Raw genomic sequence first — 18251 nt, 5'->3', positions numbered from 1 at the left:
TGCCCTCGCGGCGGCCGCGGCTGCGGCGGGTGGGCCGGTCGGGGGTGCGCGGCGGGGACACGGGGCCGGTCGACGCCTGCGACTGGGACGGTGTGGTGACGGTGCTCATGTCTGCGATCCCTTCCGTCACGCCGGCGGCTTGGTCTTGAGGGCGGCGTCGAGGCTGCTGATCAGCCGGTCGACGGCGGCCTCGGGGGACGACTTGTCGAGCCAGGCGCCCTGGAGCGCCTCGCCGACCCGCGCCTGGAAGTCCGAGCCGGAGCCGGTGAACCAGGCCTGCGGGTCGAAGACGGCCTCCTCGCTCGCCGCCGCGTAGTGCGACTGCGGCACCTTGGCCTGGTACTCCGCCGACTCGGTGACCTCGCGGTTCGCGGGGATGTGCCCGCCGTCGGACCAGAGCAGCGACTTGTTCAGCATCGCCGCGACCGTCGCGTACGCCGCCTCGCGCTTCTCCGGGTCGAGGTTGACCTGGTGCGGCAGCACGAACACGTGCGAGTCGCCGTAGGTGGCGGGGGTGCCGAAGATGTTCGGCATCGGCATGGCGTCCACGTCGACGCCCGCCGTCAGGAACGACTGCAGCTCCCAGTTGCCGTTGAAGCACATCCCCACGCGACCGGTGGAGAAGTTCGCGACGGCCGACGGGTAGTCGGAGTTCGCGATCGCCACCGTGTCGTCGAGCCAGGACTGCACCCAGCTGACGCACTGGACCAGCGCGTCCCGGTCGAGCTCCGCGGGCTGGCCCGGGGTCAGCACGACCTCGTTGCCGGTCTGCGCGTACAGGCCCCAGAGCATCCGGGACATCTGCGCGCCGTCGCCGGTGTACCCGTAGCCGACGCCCGCGTACCCGGTGACCTCCGCCATGGCCCGCCCGGCCTCGATGAAGCCGTCCGGCGAGTCCACGCCGACGAGCTTCCCGTCCGGACCCAGGAGCCCGGCCTGGTCGGCCAGCCCCCTGTCGAAGAACAGCAGGAACGCGTGGAAGTCGAGCGGGACCGCCCAGAGCTTCCCGTCGATGGTGGCCCGGTCCCACAGCGCCGGCGGGAACATGTCCTCGGTGACGCCGTGCTCCGCGAGCAGGTCCAGGTCCCACGGGTCGAGCACGCCGCCCGGGACCCAGCCGGCCACCCGGGTCAGGTGCATCACCGCCAGGTCGGGGGCGCGGCCGCCGACCGACGCCATGATGAGCTTGGTGTAGTACGGCGCACCCCAGGTGAGGACGACGGGGTCGATCCCGATGCTCGGGTCCTCGTCCTGCACCTCGGTCATCATCTGCTGGAAGATGCCGCCGTCACCGCCCGTGAACAGGTGCCACAGCTGGATCCGCGTCTGGCCCGCCGCCGCGGCGGCGTCCGTCCCGCACCCGCTCAGCGCCCAGGCCGTCCCGAGGGCCCCGGCCCCCGCCACGGCTCCCCGGAGCACGGACCGACGGCTGTACGCCGCACGCTCCGGACCCCCGCGAGCTCCTGAGATCATCCTCGACCTCCCGCCTCCGCCGGCGCGCACGCGCCGGAGGGTTTTCATCGTTGAAGAACCGCTCGGAAGTGAATCAGGACGGGACAAACCCCGTCAAGGGGTGACGATCCACCCCGGTGTGCCACGTGGCAACACGGCGCGCCGGTGCGCCCCGGGAAGCGGTGCCCCGGCGTGCGCCCGGGGACGACGAAGGGCCCGGCACTCGGTGCCGGGCCCTTCGTTCACGACGCCGCTCGCGCGGCGGCCGTCACTTCTTGTTGCGACGCTGGTGACGCGTCTTGCGCAGCAGCTTGCGGTGCTTCTTCTTCGCCATGCGCTTGCGGCGCTTCTTGATGACGGAGCCCATGGGGTCCTCGCTTCCTGTGGCGAGCGCGCAGGCGCCCCGCCGGGTCGTGGTCGGTCGACGCGCGGCACGACGAACGCCCACGCACGGGAAAGTCCGGCCCTACCTTACGCGATCGGCGAGGCCGTCCGCGACGCGCCGGTGGACGTCAGGAGGACAGGCGCCCCGCGCGCGGGCCGCCCTCGTCCGCCTCGCCCTCGGCCTCGAGGTCGAGCCGGGCGGTCGCCAGGTAGTGGTCCAGCGCGTCCTGGGGCACCCGGAACGAGCGCCCGACGCGGACCGCAGGCATCTCGCCCGAGTGCAGCAGCCGGTACACCGTCATCTTCGAGACGCGCATGACCTCGGCGACCTCGGCGACGGTGAGGAAGCGCACCCGCGGGGGCTGCTCGCTGGTCATGGCCGCTCTTCTCGCTCGTGCGCGCACGACCCGTGCGCGGGACTGGGTGCACACGCCGTGCCGCGACGACACCTTAGAGCCTGCTGAGGCTGGTGTGAAAGGGGAGACGGGTGGGACCACTCCCCGGGGTGCACCCAGCCTCCCGCACCACCCTCGCGGCCGCCTCCCGAGGGGCCGGCCGGTCAGTCGTGCAGCGGGTCCAGGCCCAGGAGCGGGAAGGCCGCCGCGCGGGTCGCCCGGACCGCCCGGTCGACGTCGTCCGCGGGGTCGAAGCCGTCCGCCCAGGACCGCCACGCCAGGGGCGCGCCGTCGGACATCGACCCCGGGGCCTCCCGCCCGTACAGCGCGACGACCTGGTCCAGCCACGCCTGCGGCATCCGGGTCGCGGGGTCCACGGGCGCGTGCGCGGCGATCCCCAGCAGGTGGGTCCACGCGCGCGGCACCACGTCGACGACCGCGTACCCGCCGCCGCCGAGCGCCAGCCACCGGCCGCCGGACACCTCGTGCGCCAGGTCGTGCAGCCACCCGGACACCACCCGCTGCGCGTCGACGGAGACGTCCAGGTCGGCGATCGGGTCCTCGACGTGGGTGTCGCAGCCGTGCTGGGTGACCAGCACCTGCGGCGCGAACGCCCGGAGCACCGGCGGCACCACCGCGTCGACGGCGCGCAGCCACCCGGCGTCGCCGGTGTGCGACGGCAGCGCCAGGTTCACCGCCCCGCCGGGCGCACCGGGGCCGCCGGTCTCGCCCGGGAAGCCGGTGCCGGGGAACAGGGTCGCGCCGCTCTCGTGCACCGAGACGGTGAGCACCCGGGGGTCGTCCCAGAACGCGCGCTGCACGCCGTCGCCGTGGTGCGCGTCGACGTCGACGTACGCCACCCGCTCGGCGCCCGCGGCGAGCAGCGCCCGGATCGCCACCGCCGCGTCGTTGTAGACGCAGAACCCGGACGCCGCGCCGGGCATCGCGTGGTGCATCCCGCCGGTGAGGTTCACGGCGTGGTCGGCGCGGCCCTCCCACACGGCGAGCGCGGCCTCGCGGCTCCCGGCGACGATGCGGGCGGCGGCCTCGTGCATGTGCGGGAACACCGGGTCGTCCTCGGTGCCGATCCCCCGGGCCGGGTCGCCCGCGCCGCCGTCCGAGGCCCGCCGCACGGTGGCCACGTAGGCCGCCTCGTGCACCGTCTCGAGCTGCGCGTCCGTCGCGGGCTCGGCGCCCACCACCTCGACGCCCGGCAGGTCCAGCAGCCCGAGCTCGCGCGCGAGCCGCACCGTGAGGTCCAGCCGCAGCGGCGCCATCGGGTGGCCGGGGCCGAAGTCGTAGTCGAGGAGCTCGGGCGTCCACACCACGCGCACCCGGGCCGTCATGCCCACACCGTAGCCGCTGACCCGGGCGCCACCCGCACCGGACCGGCGCAGCCGTGCCACAGTGGTGCCCCCGCGCGCTCGGTCGCACGGGCGCACGCGGCGGCGACCTGCCCCGCGGGCGGTCGCGGTGCACGGCGGGAGGGTGGATGGCACGGGGTCTCCCCGGGGTGGTCTGGTCCGGGCGCGAGCTCGTCGACCGGCTGGCCCGCCAGTCCCCCGCCCGGCTCGCGCTGGGCGTGTTCGCGGCGGTGATCGCGGTGTTCACGGCGCTGCTGTCGATGCCGTGGGCGACCGCGTCGGGCCAGCGGGCGCCGTTCGTCGACGCGTTCTTCACCGCGACGTCGGCCGTGTGCGTCACCGGCCTGGTCACGGTCGACACCGGCACGTACTGGTCGACCGCCGGGCAGGTCACGATCCTGGTCGGCATCCAGATCGGCGGCCTGGGCGTCATGACCCTGGCCTCGATCCTCGGCCTGGCGGTGTCCCGGCGGATCGGGCTGACCCAGAAGCTGCTGGTCACCTCGGAGACCAAGACCACCCGGCTCGGCGAGGTCGGCTCCCTGGTGCGCACGGTCATCGTCACGTCGGTGGTGCTCGAGGTCGCGATCGCGGTCGTGCTGATCCCGCGGCTGCGGATGCTCGGCGACTCCTGGGGCGAGGCGGTCTGGCACGGCGTGTTCTACGCCGTGTCCGCGTTCAACAACGCCGGGTTCATCCCGACGACCGAGGGCCTGGCGCCGTTCGCGGCCGACTGGTGGGTGCTGCTGCCGATCATCGTCGGGGTGTTCATCGGGTCGCTCGGCTTCCCGGTGATCCTCAACATCGCCCGCACCTGGCGCCGGCCGCGGCGCTGGAACCTGCACTCCAAGCTCACGCTGACGACCAGCGCCGCGCTGGTGGCGTTCGGCGCGCTCGTCGTCGCGGCGTTCGAGTGGACCAACCCGCGCACGCTGGGCGGCATCGGCTGGAACGAGACGCTGCTCGCCGCGCTGTTCGCGGGCGTCATGCCGCGGTCCGGCGGGTTCTCGACCGTGAACATCGGCGACATGCACGAGGGAACCTGGCTGCTCACCGACGCGCTGATGTTCGTGGGCGGCGGCTCCGCGTCGACCGCGGGCGGCATCAAGGTGACGACGCTCGCGGTGATGCTGCTCGCCATCGTCGCGGAGGCCCGCGGGGACCGGGACGTCGAGGCCTACGGCCGGCGCATCCCCCGCGAGGCGCTGCAGGTCGCGATCGCGGTCTCGCTCGTCAGTGCGACGATCGTCCTGGTGGCCTGCCTGCTGCTGCTGGCGATCACCGGGCTGACGCTGGACGTGGTGCTGTTCGAGGTGATCTCGGCGTTCGCGACCTGCGGGCTGTCGACCGGGATCACCGACGACCTGCCCGACGCCGGCAAGTACGTGCTCGCCGTCCTGATGTTCATCGGCCGGACCGGCACGATGACGCTCGCCGCGGCCCTCGCGCTGCGCAGCCGTCGTCGCGTCGTCCGGTTCCCCGAGGAGAGGCCGATCATTGGATGACCTGACCCGCACCGGCGCGACCGGACTGGGCCCGCTGGCCGGCGACACCCGCCGGGGCCGCGGCAGGCCCGAGGGCGGCCGCGCGAAGGGCCCCAAGCGCGAGGCCGGCATCCTCGTCATCGGCCTCGGCCGGTTCGGCTCGGCGATCGCCGCGACCCTGGACCGGCTCGGCCAGGACGTGCTCGCCGTCGAGCGGGACCCCGACCTGGTCGCGCAGTGGACCGGGCGCATCCCGCTGGTCGAGGCGGACGCCGCCAACCCCGAGGCGCTCGAGCAGGTCGGCGCGCGGGAGTTCTCGGTCGCCGTCGTCGGCGTCGGGTCGTACCTCGAGGCGTCGGTGCTCATCACCGGCAACCTGGTCGACATGGGCACGCCGCAGATCTGGGCGAAGGCGATCAGCACCGAGCACGCGCGCATCCTGCAGCGCATCGGCGCCCACCACGTCGTGCTGCCCGAGGCCGACGCCGGCTCCCGGGTCGCGCACCTGGTCTCCGGCAAGATGCTCGACTACATCGAGGTCGAGGACGGGTTCACGATCGTCAAGATGAAGCCGCCGCGCGAGACGCAGGGCTTCACGATCGGGCAGTCCAAGATCCGCGAGCGGTACGGGGTCACGGTCATCGGCGTGAAGAGCCCCGGGGTCGACTTCGTGTACGCCACCCCGGACACCCGGATCGCGGCGAACGACCTGCTCATCGTCTCGGGCCACGCGGAGCTGCTCGAGCGGTTCGCGGCCCGGCCGTGACGTCCGCGCCCGGCGACCGGGCCGCGGGGCGCCCGGCGCGGCCCGAGCCCGTGCCCCCGGGCCGCGACCTGCCGTCCGACTCCGCCCCCGCGCCCCGGGACAGCCGCGGGCTGCTGCTGGCCGCGCTGCGGCGCGAGGACGCCCGCACCCAGGTCGAGCTGTGCCGGGCGACCGGCCTCGCTCCGGCGACCGTCTCCGCGGCGGTGGCGGCCCTGGCCGCCGAGGGCCTGGTGCGGGTCTCGGCGACCACCCGGTCCGGGCGCCGGGCCACCCGGGTGTCGCTGGCCACCGCCGGCGCGCTCGTCGGCGTGCACTGCTACCTCGACGAGGTCCGGGTCGTGCTGGACCGCGGCGACGGCGAGCCGGTCGAGGCGGTCGTGCCGCTGCCCGCCGGGACCGGTGCGGGCCAGCAGCGCGCCGAGCACGCGGTGCGCGCCGCGCGGGCGCTGCTCGACCGGGTCCTACGGGACACCGGCACCGACCCCGCGTCGGTCGCGGCCGTCGGCGTCGGGGTGCCCGCGCCCGTCGAGGTCCGCACCGGCCGGGTGGCCGGGGCCGGCGTGCGCGCCGGCTGGGGCGGCATGGTCGCCGCGCCCGGCCTGCTCGCGCCCGCGCCCGGGGTGCCGGTGCTGTTCGACAACGACGGCAACCTCGGCGCGCTCGCGGAGGCCCGGCTCGGCGCCGGGCGCGGCCGGTGGTCGGTCGTGCACGTCGCGCTCGGCGAGGGCGTGTCCGGCGGGGTCGTCGTCGGCGGCGAGGTGGTGCACGGCCGCACCGGCACCGCGGGCGAGCTCGGCCACCTGACCATCGACCCGGACGGGCCCGTGTGCTCGTGCGGCAACCGCGGGTGCCTGCAGGTGCTCGCCGGGGCGTCGGCGGTGCTCGACCTGCTCGCCGCGAGCCACGGCCGGCTGACGGTGCCGGAGCTGCTCGCCCAGGCCGCCGCCGGGGACCCGGGCTGCCGGCGGGTGCTGTCCGACGTGGGCCGGCACCTCGGCACCGCCCTGGCCTCGGTGTGCACGGTGCTGGACCCGGACGTGCTGGTGGTCGGCGGGGCGCTCGCCGGGGCCGGCGACGTGCTGCTGGACCCGCTGCGCGAGGTGCTGGCCGAGCGCACCGCCGTGACGGCGGGCGCCGTCGTCGAGGTGGTCGCGGGCCGCCTCGGGGTGGGCGCGCCCGCCCGCGGGGCGCTGCTGCTGGCCCGGGACGCGGTGCTGGGCGGCGTCACCGGCTGACCGCGGCGCCGGCCGCCGGGGGGCGCCGCGGGCCGCCGCCTGGGGCCGCCGCGGGCCGCCGGCGTGCCGGACGTGTCCGGGAGCACGCGTGCGCGGGCTCATGGTGGCCCCGCGGATGCCGATGTATCCGGGAGAGCAGACCCGTCGCGCACACCCAGGAGGTGATCGGTGCCGACCCGGACGACCACCCCCTCGGTGCCGACCCCGCGCGAGCCCTCGGGCGACGGCGCCGAGGCCGTCGACCTCGCCCGGCCCGTGGCCGTCGCCGACCCCGCCGGGCCGACCGTCGTCGTCGCCCCGCTCGACACCGCCGCGCCCGCGCCCCGCAGCCTCCCCCAGCGCCTCGCGGCCCTGGAGCGGCTGGGCGCCGTCACGGGCAGCACCGAGCCGCGGTTCGACCGGGTCGTCCGGCTCGCCCGGCAGCTGTTCGACGTGCCCACCGCCACCGTGTCGCTGGTCGGCGCGGGCGAGCCGGCCCCGACGCCGATGGTCGTGCCGCCCGAGCTCGCCGGCGGGGCCGCCCCCGCGCCGGGCCCGGACGGCGTCGCCGTGCTGGAGGACCGCGGCCCGGACGCCCGGCTGCGGTTCTACGCCGAGCACCCGCTGGTCGGCGCCGACGGCCGGACGCTCGGCACCCTGTGCATCGCCGACACCCGGCCCCGCCGGTTCACCGCCGACCAGTCCGCGCTGCTCCGCGACCTCGCGCACTGGGTCGCGAAGGAGCTCAGCGTGGACGCCGAGCTCGAGCGCGCCCAGCAGGTGCAGATGGGCCTGCTGCCCCGGGAGTCGCCGCGGGTGGACGGGTACGAGCTCGCCGGCGCCTGCCTGCCGAGCAGCCAGGTCGGCGGCGACTTCTACGACTGGTACCCCGCCGACGACGGCGTCGTCCTCAGCCTCGCCGACGTGATGGGCAAGGGCCCAGCCGCCGCGATCCTCGCCGCGGCCGTGCGCGCCGTGCTCCGCGGCTCCGCGCAGGGCGAGTCGGTCGACCGCGCGATGCTGCAGGCGGGCGCCGTGCTGCACGCCGACCTGTCCGGCGCGGGGTTGTTCGCGACCGCGTTCCACGCGCGGCTCGAGGCGGCCACCGGCCGGGTCACCTACGCCGACGCCGGGCACGGGCTGACCCTCGTCGTGCGCGCCGACGGGTCCTGGGAGCGGCTGGACGCGCTCGGCCTGCCGCTCGGCGTCACCGACGAGGCCGCGCGTGACCTCGGCGAGACGCACCTCGGCCCCGGGGACCTGCTGCTGGCGTTCAGCGACGGGGTGCTGGACCTGTTCGACGGGTCGCTGCGCTGCGTCCCGCTGCTGGTCGGCGAGCTGCTGGACTGCCCCAGCGCCGACGAGGCGGTGCAGCGCGTGCTGCGCCTGGCCGCCGTCAGCGCGAGCCGGCCGGACGACGTCACCGTCGTCGCGCTGCGCCGCGCGGCCTGACCGCAGCGCGCGCCGGGACGGGCCCGGCGGCGGGCGTCGGGACGCGCGCGGGACCCGCCGACGCCGCGCGGGACGACCGCGCCGCGCGGACCTATCGTGAGGGCGTGACGGACGTGCAGCGCACCGGGGCCGACGCCGTGATCGGCGACTGCGGCCTCTACACCGCGGGCGAGCGGGTGCCCGGCCGGGTCCCGCTGCGCAAGGCCGCGCACGCGGCGGACGCCACCGACGGCTACGTCTGGGTCGGCCTGCGCGAGCCCACCGACGCCGACATCGCCGAGGTGGCCGAGGAGTTCGCGCTGCCGCCGCTGGCCGTCGAGGACGCCGTGCACGCCCACCAGCGGCCCAAGCTCGAGATCTACGACGACGTCGTGTTCGCCGTGCTCAAGCCGGTCCGGTACGTCGACCACGTGGAGGTGGTCGAGGTCACCGAGATCGCGATGTTCCTCCGGCCGCAGGTCGTCGTGTCGGTCCGGCACGGCGAGGGTGGCGTGCTGCGGCAGGTCCGCGCCGAGCTCGACGCCGGCGTGCCGCCCGAGGAGGACTTCGGGCCGGCGGGCGTGCTGTACCGCACCGCGGACCGCGTGGTGGACGCCTACGAGGTCGCGCTCGGCCACATCGACCTGGACGTCGACGAGATCGAGCTGCAGGTGTTCGGCCCGGGCGACGACGACCACTCCGAGCGCATCTACAAGCTCAAGCAGGAGGTCGCCGAGTTCCGCCGGGCGATGCTGCCCCTGCAGCGCCCCCTGGAGCGCCTCGCGGCCGGCGAGGTGCCGCACGTGCCCGCCGCCGCCGAGCCGTACTTCCGGGACGTGCACGACCACCTGCTGCGCGCCGTCGACCAGATCGAGGTGATCGACCGGCAGCTCACCGACGTGCTGCAGGCCAACACCGCACGGGTCACCACGGGCCAGAGCCGGGTCGCGCTGCGGCAGAACGAGGACATGCGGAAGATCTCCGCCTGGGCGGCGATCGCGCTGGTGCCGACGGCGGTCGCCGGGATCTACGGCATGAACTTCGAGCACATGCCGGAGCTCGGGACGCGGTACGGGTACTTCGTGGTGCTGGCGGTCATCGCCGGGGCGTGCGTCGCCCTGCACCGCGCGTTCCGCCGCAACCGCTGGCTCTAGCGCCCCCGCGTCGCCGGGCCCGGACGCGGCACGGGCCGGGACCCGGGGTCTCCCCCGCGTCCCGGCCCGCACCGGCCGTGCGCTGCGCCCGAGGTCAGCGGGCGGCGCCCGCGCGGCGCTTGTTGTAGATGTCGAACGCCACGGCCAGCAGGAGCACGAGGCCCTTGACGATCTGCTGCGTCGACTGCGGCACGCCCATCAGCTGCATGCCGTTGGACATCACGGCCATGATCAGACCACCGACCATGGCGCCGGTCACGCGGCCGACACCACCGGTCGTCGACGCGCCGCCGATGAAGCAGGCGGCGATGGCGTCGAGCTCGAACATGTTGCCCGCGCCGGGCTGCGCGCCGTTGGAGCGGGACGAGTAGATCGCACCCGCGACACCGGCCAGGAAGCCCATGTTGACGAAGATCCAGAAGTTGACCTGCTTGACCTTCACGCCGGACAGCTGCGCGGCGTTGAGGTTGCCACCGATCGCGTAGACGTGCCGGCCGAACACCGTGCGGGTGGTGACCGTGTTGTAGGCCAGGATCAGCACCGCGAGGATGATCAGCACGATCGGCAGGCCGCGCGAGTGCGCCAGCTGCCAGGCGAACGCCATGACGACGACCGCGATCGCGACGATCTTCAGGATGAACAGCGGCAGCGCCTCGACGGACTGCTGGTAGCGGACGCGGCCCATGCGGGAGCGCCAGGCGGAGTACGCGTAGCCGACGATGGCGATCGCGGCGATGATCAGCGTGAAGGCGTCGTAGCCGTCGCCGCCGAGCAGGCCGTTGATGAAGCCGCCGGCGACCTTCTGGTACGAGGCGGGGAACGGCGACAGCGAGATGTTGTTCAGGACCTCGTAGGTGAGGCCGCGGAACAGGAGCATGCCGGCCAGCGTCACGATGAACGCCGGGATCCCGACGTACGCGACCCAGAAGCCCTGCCACGCGCCCACCAGGAGGCCGACCACGAGGGCGGCGAGGATGCCGACCCACCACGGCTGGCCGTTCTTGATGACCAGGATCGCGGACACCGCGCCGGTCAGCGCCACCACGGAGCCCACCGACAGGTCGATGTGGCCGCCGATGATGACGATCACCATGCCGATGGCGAGGATCAGGATGTACGAGTACTGCAGGACGATGTTGGTGATGTTGCCCGGTGCGAGCAGCACGCCGTCCGTGAGGATCGCGAAGAGCACGATGATCGCGACGAACGCGATGTAGATGCCACTCGTCCGCAGGTTCTTCGTGAAGATGTCCCGCAGGCCTTCCACAGCCGTCATCGAACCGTTTCCTTTTCCTTCGTCATGAGCTCCATGAGGCTCTCCGGGGTGGCGACCGCGCGCTCCTGCACGCCGGTGATCCGGCCGAACGCGAGCGTGTAGATCCGGTCGCAGATGCCCAGGAGCTCGGGCAGCTCGGAGGAGATGACCACGACGGCCTTCCCCGCGTCCGCGAGCTTGTTGATGATCGTGTAGATCTCGTACTTGGCACCGACGTCGATGCCGCGGGTCGGCTCGTCCAGGATCAGGACCTCGGGGTCCGTGTAGATCCACTTGGACAGGACGACCTTCTGCTGGTTGCCGCCCGACAGCTTGCCGGTCAGCGCCATCACGGTCGGCGACTTGATGTTCATGGACCGCCGGTACTCCTCGGCGACCTTGATCTCCTCGTTGCCGTTGACCCAGCCGGCCTTCGACAGCTTGCCGAGGGCCGCGGACGAGATGTTCCGGCGGATGTCCTCGATCAGGTTGAGGCCGTAGGTCTTGCGGTCCTCGGTGGCGTACGCGAGGCCGTGGTCGATCGCCTCGCTCACCGAGCGGGTCTTGATCTCCTTGCCGTGCAGGAAGACCTTGCCGGTGACGTTGCGGCCGTAGGAGCGGCCGAACACGCTCATCGCGAGCTCGGTGCGACCGGCGCCCATCAGGCCCGCGATGCCGACGATCTCGCCGGCGCGGACGTTGAACGACGCGCCGTCGACGACCACGCGGCCGGGCTGCGTGGGGTGCTCGACGTGCCAGTCCTCGACGCGGAACACCTCCTCGCCGATGTGCGAGACGTGCTCGGGGTACCGGTGCTCGAGGTCGCGGCCGACCATGCCCTTGATGATCCGGTCCTGGGTGACCTTGTCCTCGACCATGTCGAGGGTCTCGATCGTCTTGCCGTCGCGGATGATCGTCGTGGAGTTCGCGATGTCGGCGATCTCGTTGAGCTTGTGCGAGATCATGATCGACGTGATGCCCTGCCCCTGCAGGTGCCGCAGCAGGTTCAGCAGGTGCTCGGAGTCCGAGTCGTTGAGCGCCGCGGTCGGCTCGTCGAGGATGAGCAGCTTCACCTTCTTGGAGAGCGCCTTGGCGATCTCCACGAGCTGCTGCTTGCCGACGCCGAGCTGGCCGATCGGGGTGGTCGGGTTCTCGTCGAGGCCGACCCGGGCCAGCAGCACGGCCGCCTCGGAGTTCGCCCGGTTCCAGTCGACGAGGCCGTGGCGCGCCCGCTCGTTGCCGAGGAAGATGTTCTCCGCGACCGAGAGGTACGGCACCAGAGCGAGCTCCTGGTGGATGATCACGATCCCCTTCTCCTCGGAGTCGTTGATCGAGCTGAACTCGACCTTCTCCCCGTCGAAGCGGATCTCCCCGTCGTAGGTGCCGTGCGGGTACACGCCCGACAGCACCTTCATGAGGGTGGACTTGCCGGCCCCGTTCTCCCCGCAGATCGCGTGGATCTCCCCGCGCTTGACGTTCAGGTTGACGTCCTGCAGCGCCTTGACCCCGGGAAAGGTCTTGGTGATGGAGTGCATTTCCAGGATGTGGTCGCTCATGCGGCCTCGACCGTCCTCAGTCGTGTCGGGCGATGGAACACGTCGCCGCGGGACCGGCCGGCACGTCTCGTGCCGGCCGGCCCGCGTCGGTCACGCGGTGGGTCGGGAGGTCAGGAGGCCTGACCCGCCGCGACCTCCTCCTCGGTCCAGTAGCCCGAGTCGATCAGGAGCGACTGGATGTTGTCGGCGTAGACGATGTCCGACTCCAGCAGGAACGACGGGACGACCTTCACGCCGTTGTCGTAGTCCTCGGTGTTGTTCGCCTCGGGCTCGTCACCCTCGAGGAACGCCTGCGCCGAGACGACGGCCTGCTCCGCGAGCTTGCGGGTGTCCTTGAAGATCGTCGAGAACTGCACGCCGTCCTTGATGAGCTTGACGGAGGCGATCTCGGCGTCCTGGCCGGTCACGATCGGCAGGCCGGCCTCGATGCTGTCGCCGTAGCCGGCGTTCTGCAGCGCGGTGATGATGCCGCGGGAGATGCCGTCGTAGGGCGAGAGCACGCCGTTGACCTTGGTGCCGTCCGAGTACGTGGAGGTCAGCAGGTCCTCCATGCGCTTCTGGGCGGTCTCCTGCAGCCAGCGGAGCGTGGCGACCTGCTCGATCTCGGTCTGGCCCGACTTCACGACCAGCGTGCCGTTGTCGATGTACGGCTGCAGCGTGTCCATCGCGCCCTTGAAGAAGAAGTGCGCGTTGTTGTCGTCCAGCGAGCCGGCGAACAGCTCGATGTTGAACGGGCCGGTCGCGCCGGCCTCGTTGCCCTCGGCGTCCAGGATGCCCAGGCCGACGAGCAGCGAGGTGGCCTGCTGGACACCGACGTTGTAGTTGTCGAACGTGACGTAGAAGTCGACGTTCTCGGTGTCGCGGATCAGGCGGTCGTACGCGATGACCGGGATGCCCTGGTCGGCCGCGGCCTGCAGCTGGTTGGCCAGCGCGGTGCCGTCGATCGAGGCGACGATCAGCAGGTCGGCGCCCTTCGTGATCATCTGGTCGATCTGCTGCGCCTGCGTCGGGATGTCGTCCGCCGCGTACTGCAGGTCGACCGTGTAGCCGGCCTCCTCGAGCTGGCTCTTCACGGCGTCGCCGTCGGCGATCCAGCGCTCCGAGGTCTCGGTCGGCATCGCGACGCCGATCGTGAGGTCGCTGGGGTCCGCGTTGGTCTCGTCGCCCGAGCTGCTGCCGGCGCCGCCGCCGGAGCACGCCGCCAGGCCGAGCGCGAGAACGCCGCCGAGCGCGACGAACCGGATGCTCTTCATGTCCTTCTCCTCCTCGAGAGGGTTGCTGACCTCGTCGTCAAAGGGCACGGAATACGCACCGTCGCCCGTCCTGCCCTGCGCCGCGTGCCGGGGTCGTTCTCCCCCGCCACCGGCGAGCACGTGCACACTCTCCCGGGCTTGACTTCAAGAAGTCAAGCCAAAGGCTCGGGGCCCAGGTTGCAGATGGATAACGGTCCGCAACCTAGTCGCGACCGGCAGTATCTGCGCAGGTCAGCGCCTCATTCTGGGTCGGTCGGGCGCAGCGCTGCAGCACGAGGATCACCCACCCGGCGGAGCCTCTTGAGTTCGCCAAGCGAACTCAGGGCGCCGAACGGGCGAACGCCAGGTGAGCGCTCACACGGCGACGGCCCGCCCCCGCAGCAGCGGGGACGGGCCGTCGGGCCGGGCGCGCGGGACGCGCGAGGGCTCAGAACCCCTGGGCGATCCGGTAGTACACCTGGTTCCAGCGCACCTGGTCGCGGAAGCCGCGCCGGGTGGTGTCCTGGTCGATCACCAGCAGCTCGGTGCCGGCGATGTCGGCGTAGATCTCGAACGCCTCCACGCCCGCCGCGGTCGACATCACCGTGTGGTGCGCGCCGCCGGCGGTCAGCCAGGCCTCCGCCGACGTGGCGAAGTCCGGACGCGGCTCCCAGACCGCGCGGGCCACCGGCAGGTTCGGCAGCTCCTGGGTCGGGGGCACCACGTCGACGACGTTCGCGGTCATCCGGAACCGGTCGCGCATGTCGGCCAGCGACACCACCACGGCCTCGCCCGGGTCGGCGTCGAACACCATGCGGACCGGGTCCTCCTTGCCGCCGATGCCGAGCGGGTGGATCTCCACCTTCGGCTTCGACGTGGTCAGGGAGGGGCAGATCTCGAGCATGTGCGCACCGAGGATCTTCTCGGCGCCCGGGGTCAGGTCGTACGTGTAGTCCTCCATCAGCGACGCGCCGCCGGGCAGGCCCTCGCCCATCACCTTGGCCGCGCGCACCAGGACGGCGGTCTTCCAGTCGCCCTCGGCGCCGAAGCCGTAGCCCTTCGACATCAGCCGCTGCACGGCCAGGCCCGGGAGCTGGCGCAGGTCGCCGAGGTCCTCGAAGTTCGTCGTGAACGCCTTGGCGCCCACCGACGTCAGGAACGTCTCGAGCGCGATCTCCTGGCGGGCGGCGTAGCGGAGCGACTCGTGGCGGTCGCCGTCGCGGCGCAGCTCGGGCACGACGTCGTAGAGGTCCTCGTACTCGGCGACCAGCGCGTCGACGTCGGCGTCCGCCACCGCGTCCACGGCGGCGACGAGCTCGTTCACGCCCCAGGTGTTCACCGAGACGCCGAACCGCAGCTCCGCCTCGGTCTTGTCGCCCTCGGTGACCGCGACGTTGCGCATGTTATCGCCGAACCGGACCAGCTTCAGCTCGTGGGTGGCGGCCCAGCCCGCGGCCGCGCGCGCCCAGGTGCCGACCCGCTTCGTCACGGCCGGGTTCGACGCGTGGCCGACGACCGTCGTGCGGGCGACGCCCAGCCGGGACGCGATGTACGCGTACTCCCGGTCGCCGTGCGCGGCCTGGTTGAGGTTCATGAAGTCCATGTCGATGCTGTCCCAGGGCAGCTCGACGTTCGCCTGCGTGTGCAGGTGCAGCAGCGGCTTGCGCAGCTGGTCCAGGCCGGCGATCCACATCTTGGCCGGGCTGAACGTGTGCATCCAGGTGATGACGCCCAGCACCCGGTCGTCCGAGTTCGCGTCGAGCATCGCCCGGCGGATCGACACGGAGTCCTTGAGCACCGGCTTCCACACGATGCGGACCGGCACGTCGGCGGCCTCGTCCAGCTGGCGCGCGACCTCCTGGGACTGCTCGGCGACCTGGCGCAGCGTCTCCTCGCCGTAGAGGTCCTGGCTGCCGGTGAAGAACCAGACCTCGCGGTCGGCGTAGGGCTTGGTCATGCGTCCTGCTCCTTCTCGTTCGTGGTCGCCGGGGCAGCACTGCCCTGGCCGTAGACGTTCTGGTACCGGGCGTACAGCGAGTCGACCTGGTCCTGCGGGATGCGGGTGGGCTCGCCGAGCTGGCGGGAGATGTGCACGGTGCGCGCGACCTCCTCGACCATGACGGCGGCCTTCACCGCGGCCTTGGCGTCCTTGCCGATCGTGAACGGGCCGTGGTTGCGCATCAGCACCGCCGGGCTCCGGGACTCGCGCAGCGTCTCGACGATGCCGCGGCCGATCGAGTCGTCGCCGATCAGGGCGAACGGGCCGATCGGGATGTCCCCGCCGAACTCGTCGGCCATCATCGTCAGCACGCACGGCACCGGCTCGGCGCGGGCGGCCCAGGCCGTCGCGTACGTCGAGTGCGTGTGCACGACGCCCCCGATCTCGGGCATGTGCGTGTAGACGTAGGCGTGCGCCGCGGTGTCCGAGGACGGGCTGCGGCTGCCGTCGACCAGGTTCCCGTCGAGGTCGCACACGACCATCGACTCGGGGGTGAGCTCGTCGTAGGTCACGCCGGACGGCTTGATGACGAGCAGGTCGGCGGCCGACGGGCCGGCCGGGTCCACCTGGACGCGCTGGGACACGTTGCCCGCCGTCCAGACGATCAGCTCCCAGCGGGGCAGCTCGGCGTGCAGCCGGGCGACGACCTCGCGGGTGCGCGCGACCGCCTCCTGCACCTCGGCCGGGTAGTCGGCGAGGGTCCGGGTCATGGGGTCTCCTCCTCGGGAGTGGGTGGTCAGAGGGCCTCGGTCGCCGCGCGCTCGACGGCCAGGCCGGCGCGGTAGCGGTCCAGGAACTGCTCGTAGCCGGCGACGTCGGCCGGGTCGGGCGCGACGGTGTCGACGTCGGCGCCGGCGAACACGCGCTCGGTCAGGTAGGTCGGCAGGTCCTGCTCGGCCGCGGCGTCGAGGTACGCGGCGAGCACCGCGATGCCCCAGGCGCCGCCCTCGGCCGCGGTCTCCCCGACCGCGACGGGCGCGTCGATCGCCGCCGCGAGCAGCCGCTGCGCGACGCCCGCGGTCCGGAACATGCCGCCGTGCGCGAGCATCGCGTCGATCGCGACGCCCTCGCCCTGCAGCACGTGCATGCCCAGGCTGAGCGTGCCGAACGCGGAGTACAGCTGCGTCCGCATGAAGTTCGCGAGCGTCAGCCGGCTGTCGGGCGTCCGCACCACCAGGGGGCGGCCCGCGTCCAGGCCGGTGATCGGCTCGCCGGACAGGTAGTTGTAGGCCAGCAGGCCGCCGCCGTCCGCGTCGCCCTCCAGCGCGGCGCGGAACAGGGCGCCGAACACGTCGTCGGCCGCGGCGGGCACGCCGAGCGCGGTGGCGAACTCCCCGAACAGGCCGGCCCAGGCGTTGAGCTCCGAGGCGCCGTTGTTGCAGTGCACCATCGCGACCAGGTCGCCGGCGGGGGTGGTCACGACGTCGAGCTCGTGGTGCACCCGGGCCAGCGGCTTCTCCAGCACGACCATCGCGAAGATCGACGTGCCGGCGCTGACGTTGCCGGTGCGCGGGGCGACCGAGTTGGTGGCGACCATGCCGGTGCCGGCGTCGCCCTCGGGCGGGCACAGCGGGATGCCGGCCCGCAGCGTCCCGGTCGGGTCGAGCAGGGCGGCGCCCTCCTCGGTCAGCCGGCCGGCGTCGGCGCCCGCGGGGAGCACCTCGGGCAGCAGCGCCTCGACCCTCAGGCCCGGGCGCCGGGTCGCGACGATCTCGTCGACCTGGGCCAGCATCGTCGCGTCGTAGCCGCGGGTGGCCGGGTCGATCGGGAACATGCCGGACGCGTCGCCGACGCCGAGCACCTTGCGCCCGGTCAGCCTCCAGTGCACGTAGCCGGCCAGCGTCGTCGTGAAGTCGATCTGCGGCACGTGCGGCTCGTGGTCGAGGATCGCCTGGTAGAGGTGCGCGATCGACCAGCGCAGCGGGATGTTGAACCCGAGCTTGTCGGTGAGCTCCGCGGCCGCGCGGCCGGTCGACGTGTTCCGCCAGGTGCGGAACGGCACCAGCAGCTCGCCGTCGGCGTCGAACGGCAGGTAGCCGTGCATCATCGCCGAGACGCCGAGCGCGCCGAACGTGGTGGGGCGGACGCCGTAGCGCTGCTCGACGTCGGCGAGCAGCGTGGCGATGGACTCCTGGAGGCCCGCCCAGACGGCGTCGAGGGAGTAGGTCCACACCCCGTCGACGTACTGGTTCTCCCACTCGTGGCTGCCGGTGGCGACCGGCGCGTGGTCCGGGCCGATCAGGCAGGCCTTGATCCGGGTCGAGCCGAGCTCGATGCCCAGCGAGGTGCGACCCTCGCGGATCGCGGCGGCGATCTCGTCGCGGCGTGCGTCGTCGTGGTCCTGCGCCATTGCGTGCTCCGTCCTCGCGCGTCGGGCAGCGCTGCCCGCGTCCCTGCGATGTTCCCGCACGCGGCGGTGCGCCGCGTCCTGCCCTCGATGTTAGCGCTCACACGCGTGCGCTCCAACCGCCCTGGTGATTCCGCCGAGCGGGCACTCGATGTCCCTTCCGCGGTGCGCGAGGGGACATCTGGTGCCCGCTCGGCGAGGGGTGCGTCAGCGGGCGG

General features: G+C 73.0%; 15 protein-coding genes. 5 read left to right on the top strand and 10 right to left on the bottom strand.

The features are described from left to right. Positions 1 to 126: 126 nt before the first annotated feature. From G6556_RS08305 to G6556_RS08290, 4 genes are all read right to left on the bottom strand, one after another. Entirely contained in the window at positions 127 to 1419 is a 1293-nt protein-coding gene (locus tag G6556_RS08305) for an extracellular solute-binding protein (protein WP_166940285.1), read from the bottom strand. A 301-nt stretch (positions 1420 to 1720) separates the two neighbouring features. Further along, on the bottom strand, positions 1721 to 1819 hold the full coding sequence (locus tag G6556_RS08300; RefSeq protein WP_003792170.1) for an AURKAIP1/COX24 domain-containing protein: 99 nt from the start codon (positions 1817 to 1819) through the stop codon (positions 1721 to 1723). Between the two features lie 145 nt (positions 1820 to 1964). Further along, positions 1965 to 2213 (bottom strand): helix-turn-helix domain-containing protein, encoded by a 249-nt coding sequence (locus G6556_RS08295; RefSeq protein ID WP_147795354.1) that lies wholly within the window; start codon positions 2211 to 2213, stop codon positions 1965 to 1967. 182 nt (positions 2214 to 2395) lie between these two features. Continuing rightward, entirely contained in the window at positions 2396 to 3577 is a 1182-nt protein-coding gene (locus G6556_RS08290; protein ID WP_166940283.1) for an acetoin utilization protein AcuC, read from the bottom strand. Positions 3578 to 3723: 146 nt separating this feature from the next. Between G6556_RS08290 and G6556_RS08285 the strand changes: the two genes are divergently transcribed. From G6556_RS08285 to G6556_RS08265, 5 genes are all read left to right on the top strand, one after another. After that, the gene (locus tag G6556_RS08285) at positions 3724 to 5100 is read left to right on the top strand and encodes a potassium transporter TrkG (RefSeq protein WP_166940281.1); all 1377 of its coding nucleotides are present in this window, start codon (positions 3724 to 3726) and stop codon (positions 5098 to 5100) included. 109 nt (positions 5101 to 5209) lie between these two features. Beyond that, the gene (locus G6556_RS08280) at positions 5210 to 5845 is read left to right on the top strand and encodes a TrkA family potassium uptake protein (protein WP_166940293.1); all 636 of its coding nucleotides are present in this window, start codon (positions 5210 to 5212) and stop codon (positions 5843 to 5845) included. Continuing rightward, positions 5842 to 7080, top strand: a complete 1239-nt coding sequence (locus G6556_RS08275; RefSeq protein ID WP_346774788.1) for an ROK family protein — start codon at positions 5842 to 5844, stop codon at positions 7078 to 7080. The genes G6556_RS08280 and G6556_RS08275 overlap by 4 nt, the downstream gene beginning before the upstream one ends. Before the next feature lie 168 nt (positions 7081 to 7248). Further along, positions 7249 to 8511, top strand: a complete 1263-nt coding sequence (locus tag G6556_RS08270) for a SpoIIE family protein phosphatase (protein ID WP_346774787.1) — start codon at positions 7249 to 7251, stop codon at positions 8509 to 8511. Between the two features lie 104 nt (positions 8512 to 8615). After that, complete coding sequence (locus G6556_RS08265; protein ID WP_166940279.1) at positions 8616 to 9644, top strand: magnesium and cobalt transport protein CorA; 1029 nt, start codon at positions 8616 to 8618, stop codon at positions 9642 to 9644. 94 nt (positions 9645 to 9738) lie between these two features. Here G6556_RS08265 and mmsB read toward each other — a convergent pair whose 3' ends face one another. The 6 genes from mmsB to G6556_RS08235 form a co-directional block, all read right to left on the bottom strand. Beyond that, positions 9739 to 10920 carry a multiple monosaccharide ABC transporter permease gene (gene mmsB, locus G6556_RS08260; RefSeq protein WP_166940277.1) on the bottom strand — a complete coding sequence of 394 codons (1182 nt, stop codon included), beginning with the start codon at positions 10918 to 10920 and terminating at the stop codon, positions 9739 to 9741. Next, positions 10917 to 12455 (bottom strand): multiple monosaccharide ABC transporter ATP-binding protein, encoded by a 1539-nt coding sequence (mmsA, locus tag G6556_RS08255; RefSeq protein ID WP_166940275.1) that lies wholly within the window; start codon positions 12453 to 12455, stop codon positions 10917 to 10919. The genes mmsB and mmsA overlap by 4 nt, the downstream gene beginning before the upstream one ends. 110 nt (positions 12456 to 12565) lie before the next feature. Continuing rightward, positions 12566 to 13708 (bottom strand): multiple monosaccharide ABC transporter substrate-binding protein, encoded by a 1143-nt coding sequence (gene chvE, locus G6556_RS08250; RefSeq protein WP_166940287.1) that lies wholly within the window; start codon positions 13706 to 13708, stop codon positions 12566 to 12568. A 427-nt stretch (positions 13709 to 14135) separates the two neighbouring features. After that, the gene (gene araA, locus G6556_RS08245) at positions 14136 to 15644 is read right to left on the bottom strand and encodes an L-arabinose isomerase (protein WP_166940273.1); all 1509 of its coding nucleotides are present in this window, start codon (positions 15642 to 15644) and stop codon (positions 14136 to 14138) included. Beyond that, complete coding sequence (locus tag G6556_RS08240) at positions 15641 to 16396, bottom strand: L-ribulose-5-phosphate 4-epimerase (protein ID WP_166940271.1); 756 nt, start codon at positions 16394 to 16396, stop codon at positions 15641 to 15643. Before G6556_RS08240 ends, araA begins: the two co-directional genes overlap by 4 nt. Before the next feature lie 26 nt (positions 16397 to 16422). Then, on the bottom strand, positions 16423 to 18036 hold the full coding sequence (locus G6556_RS08235) for an FGGY-family carbohydrate kinase (protein WP_166940269.1): 1614 nt from the start codon (positions 18034 to 18036) through the stop codon (positions 16423 to 16425). Positions 18037 to 18251 lie beyond the last annotated feature (215 nt).

Origin of the sequence: Cellulomonas sp. IC4_254 (assembly GCF_011603975.1) — a bacterium.
Taxonomy (GTDB): domain Bacteria; phylum Actinomycetota; class Actinomycetes; order Actinomycetales; family Cellulomonadaceae; genus Cellulomonas.
The sequence above is the reverse complement of the archived record's forward strand: the minus strand, read 5'-3'. Positions and strand labels throughout refer to the sequence as shown.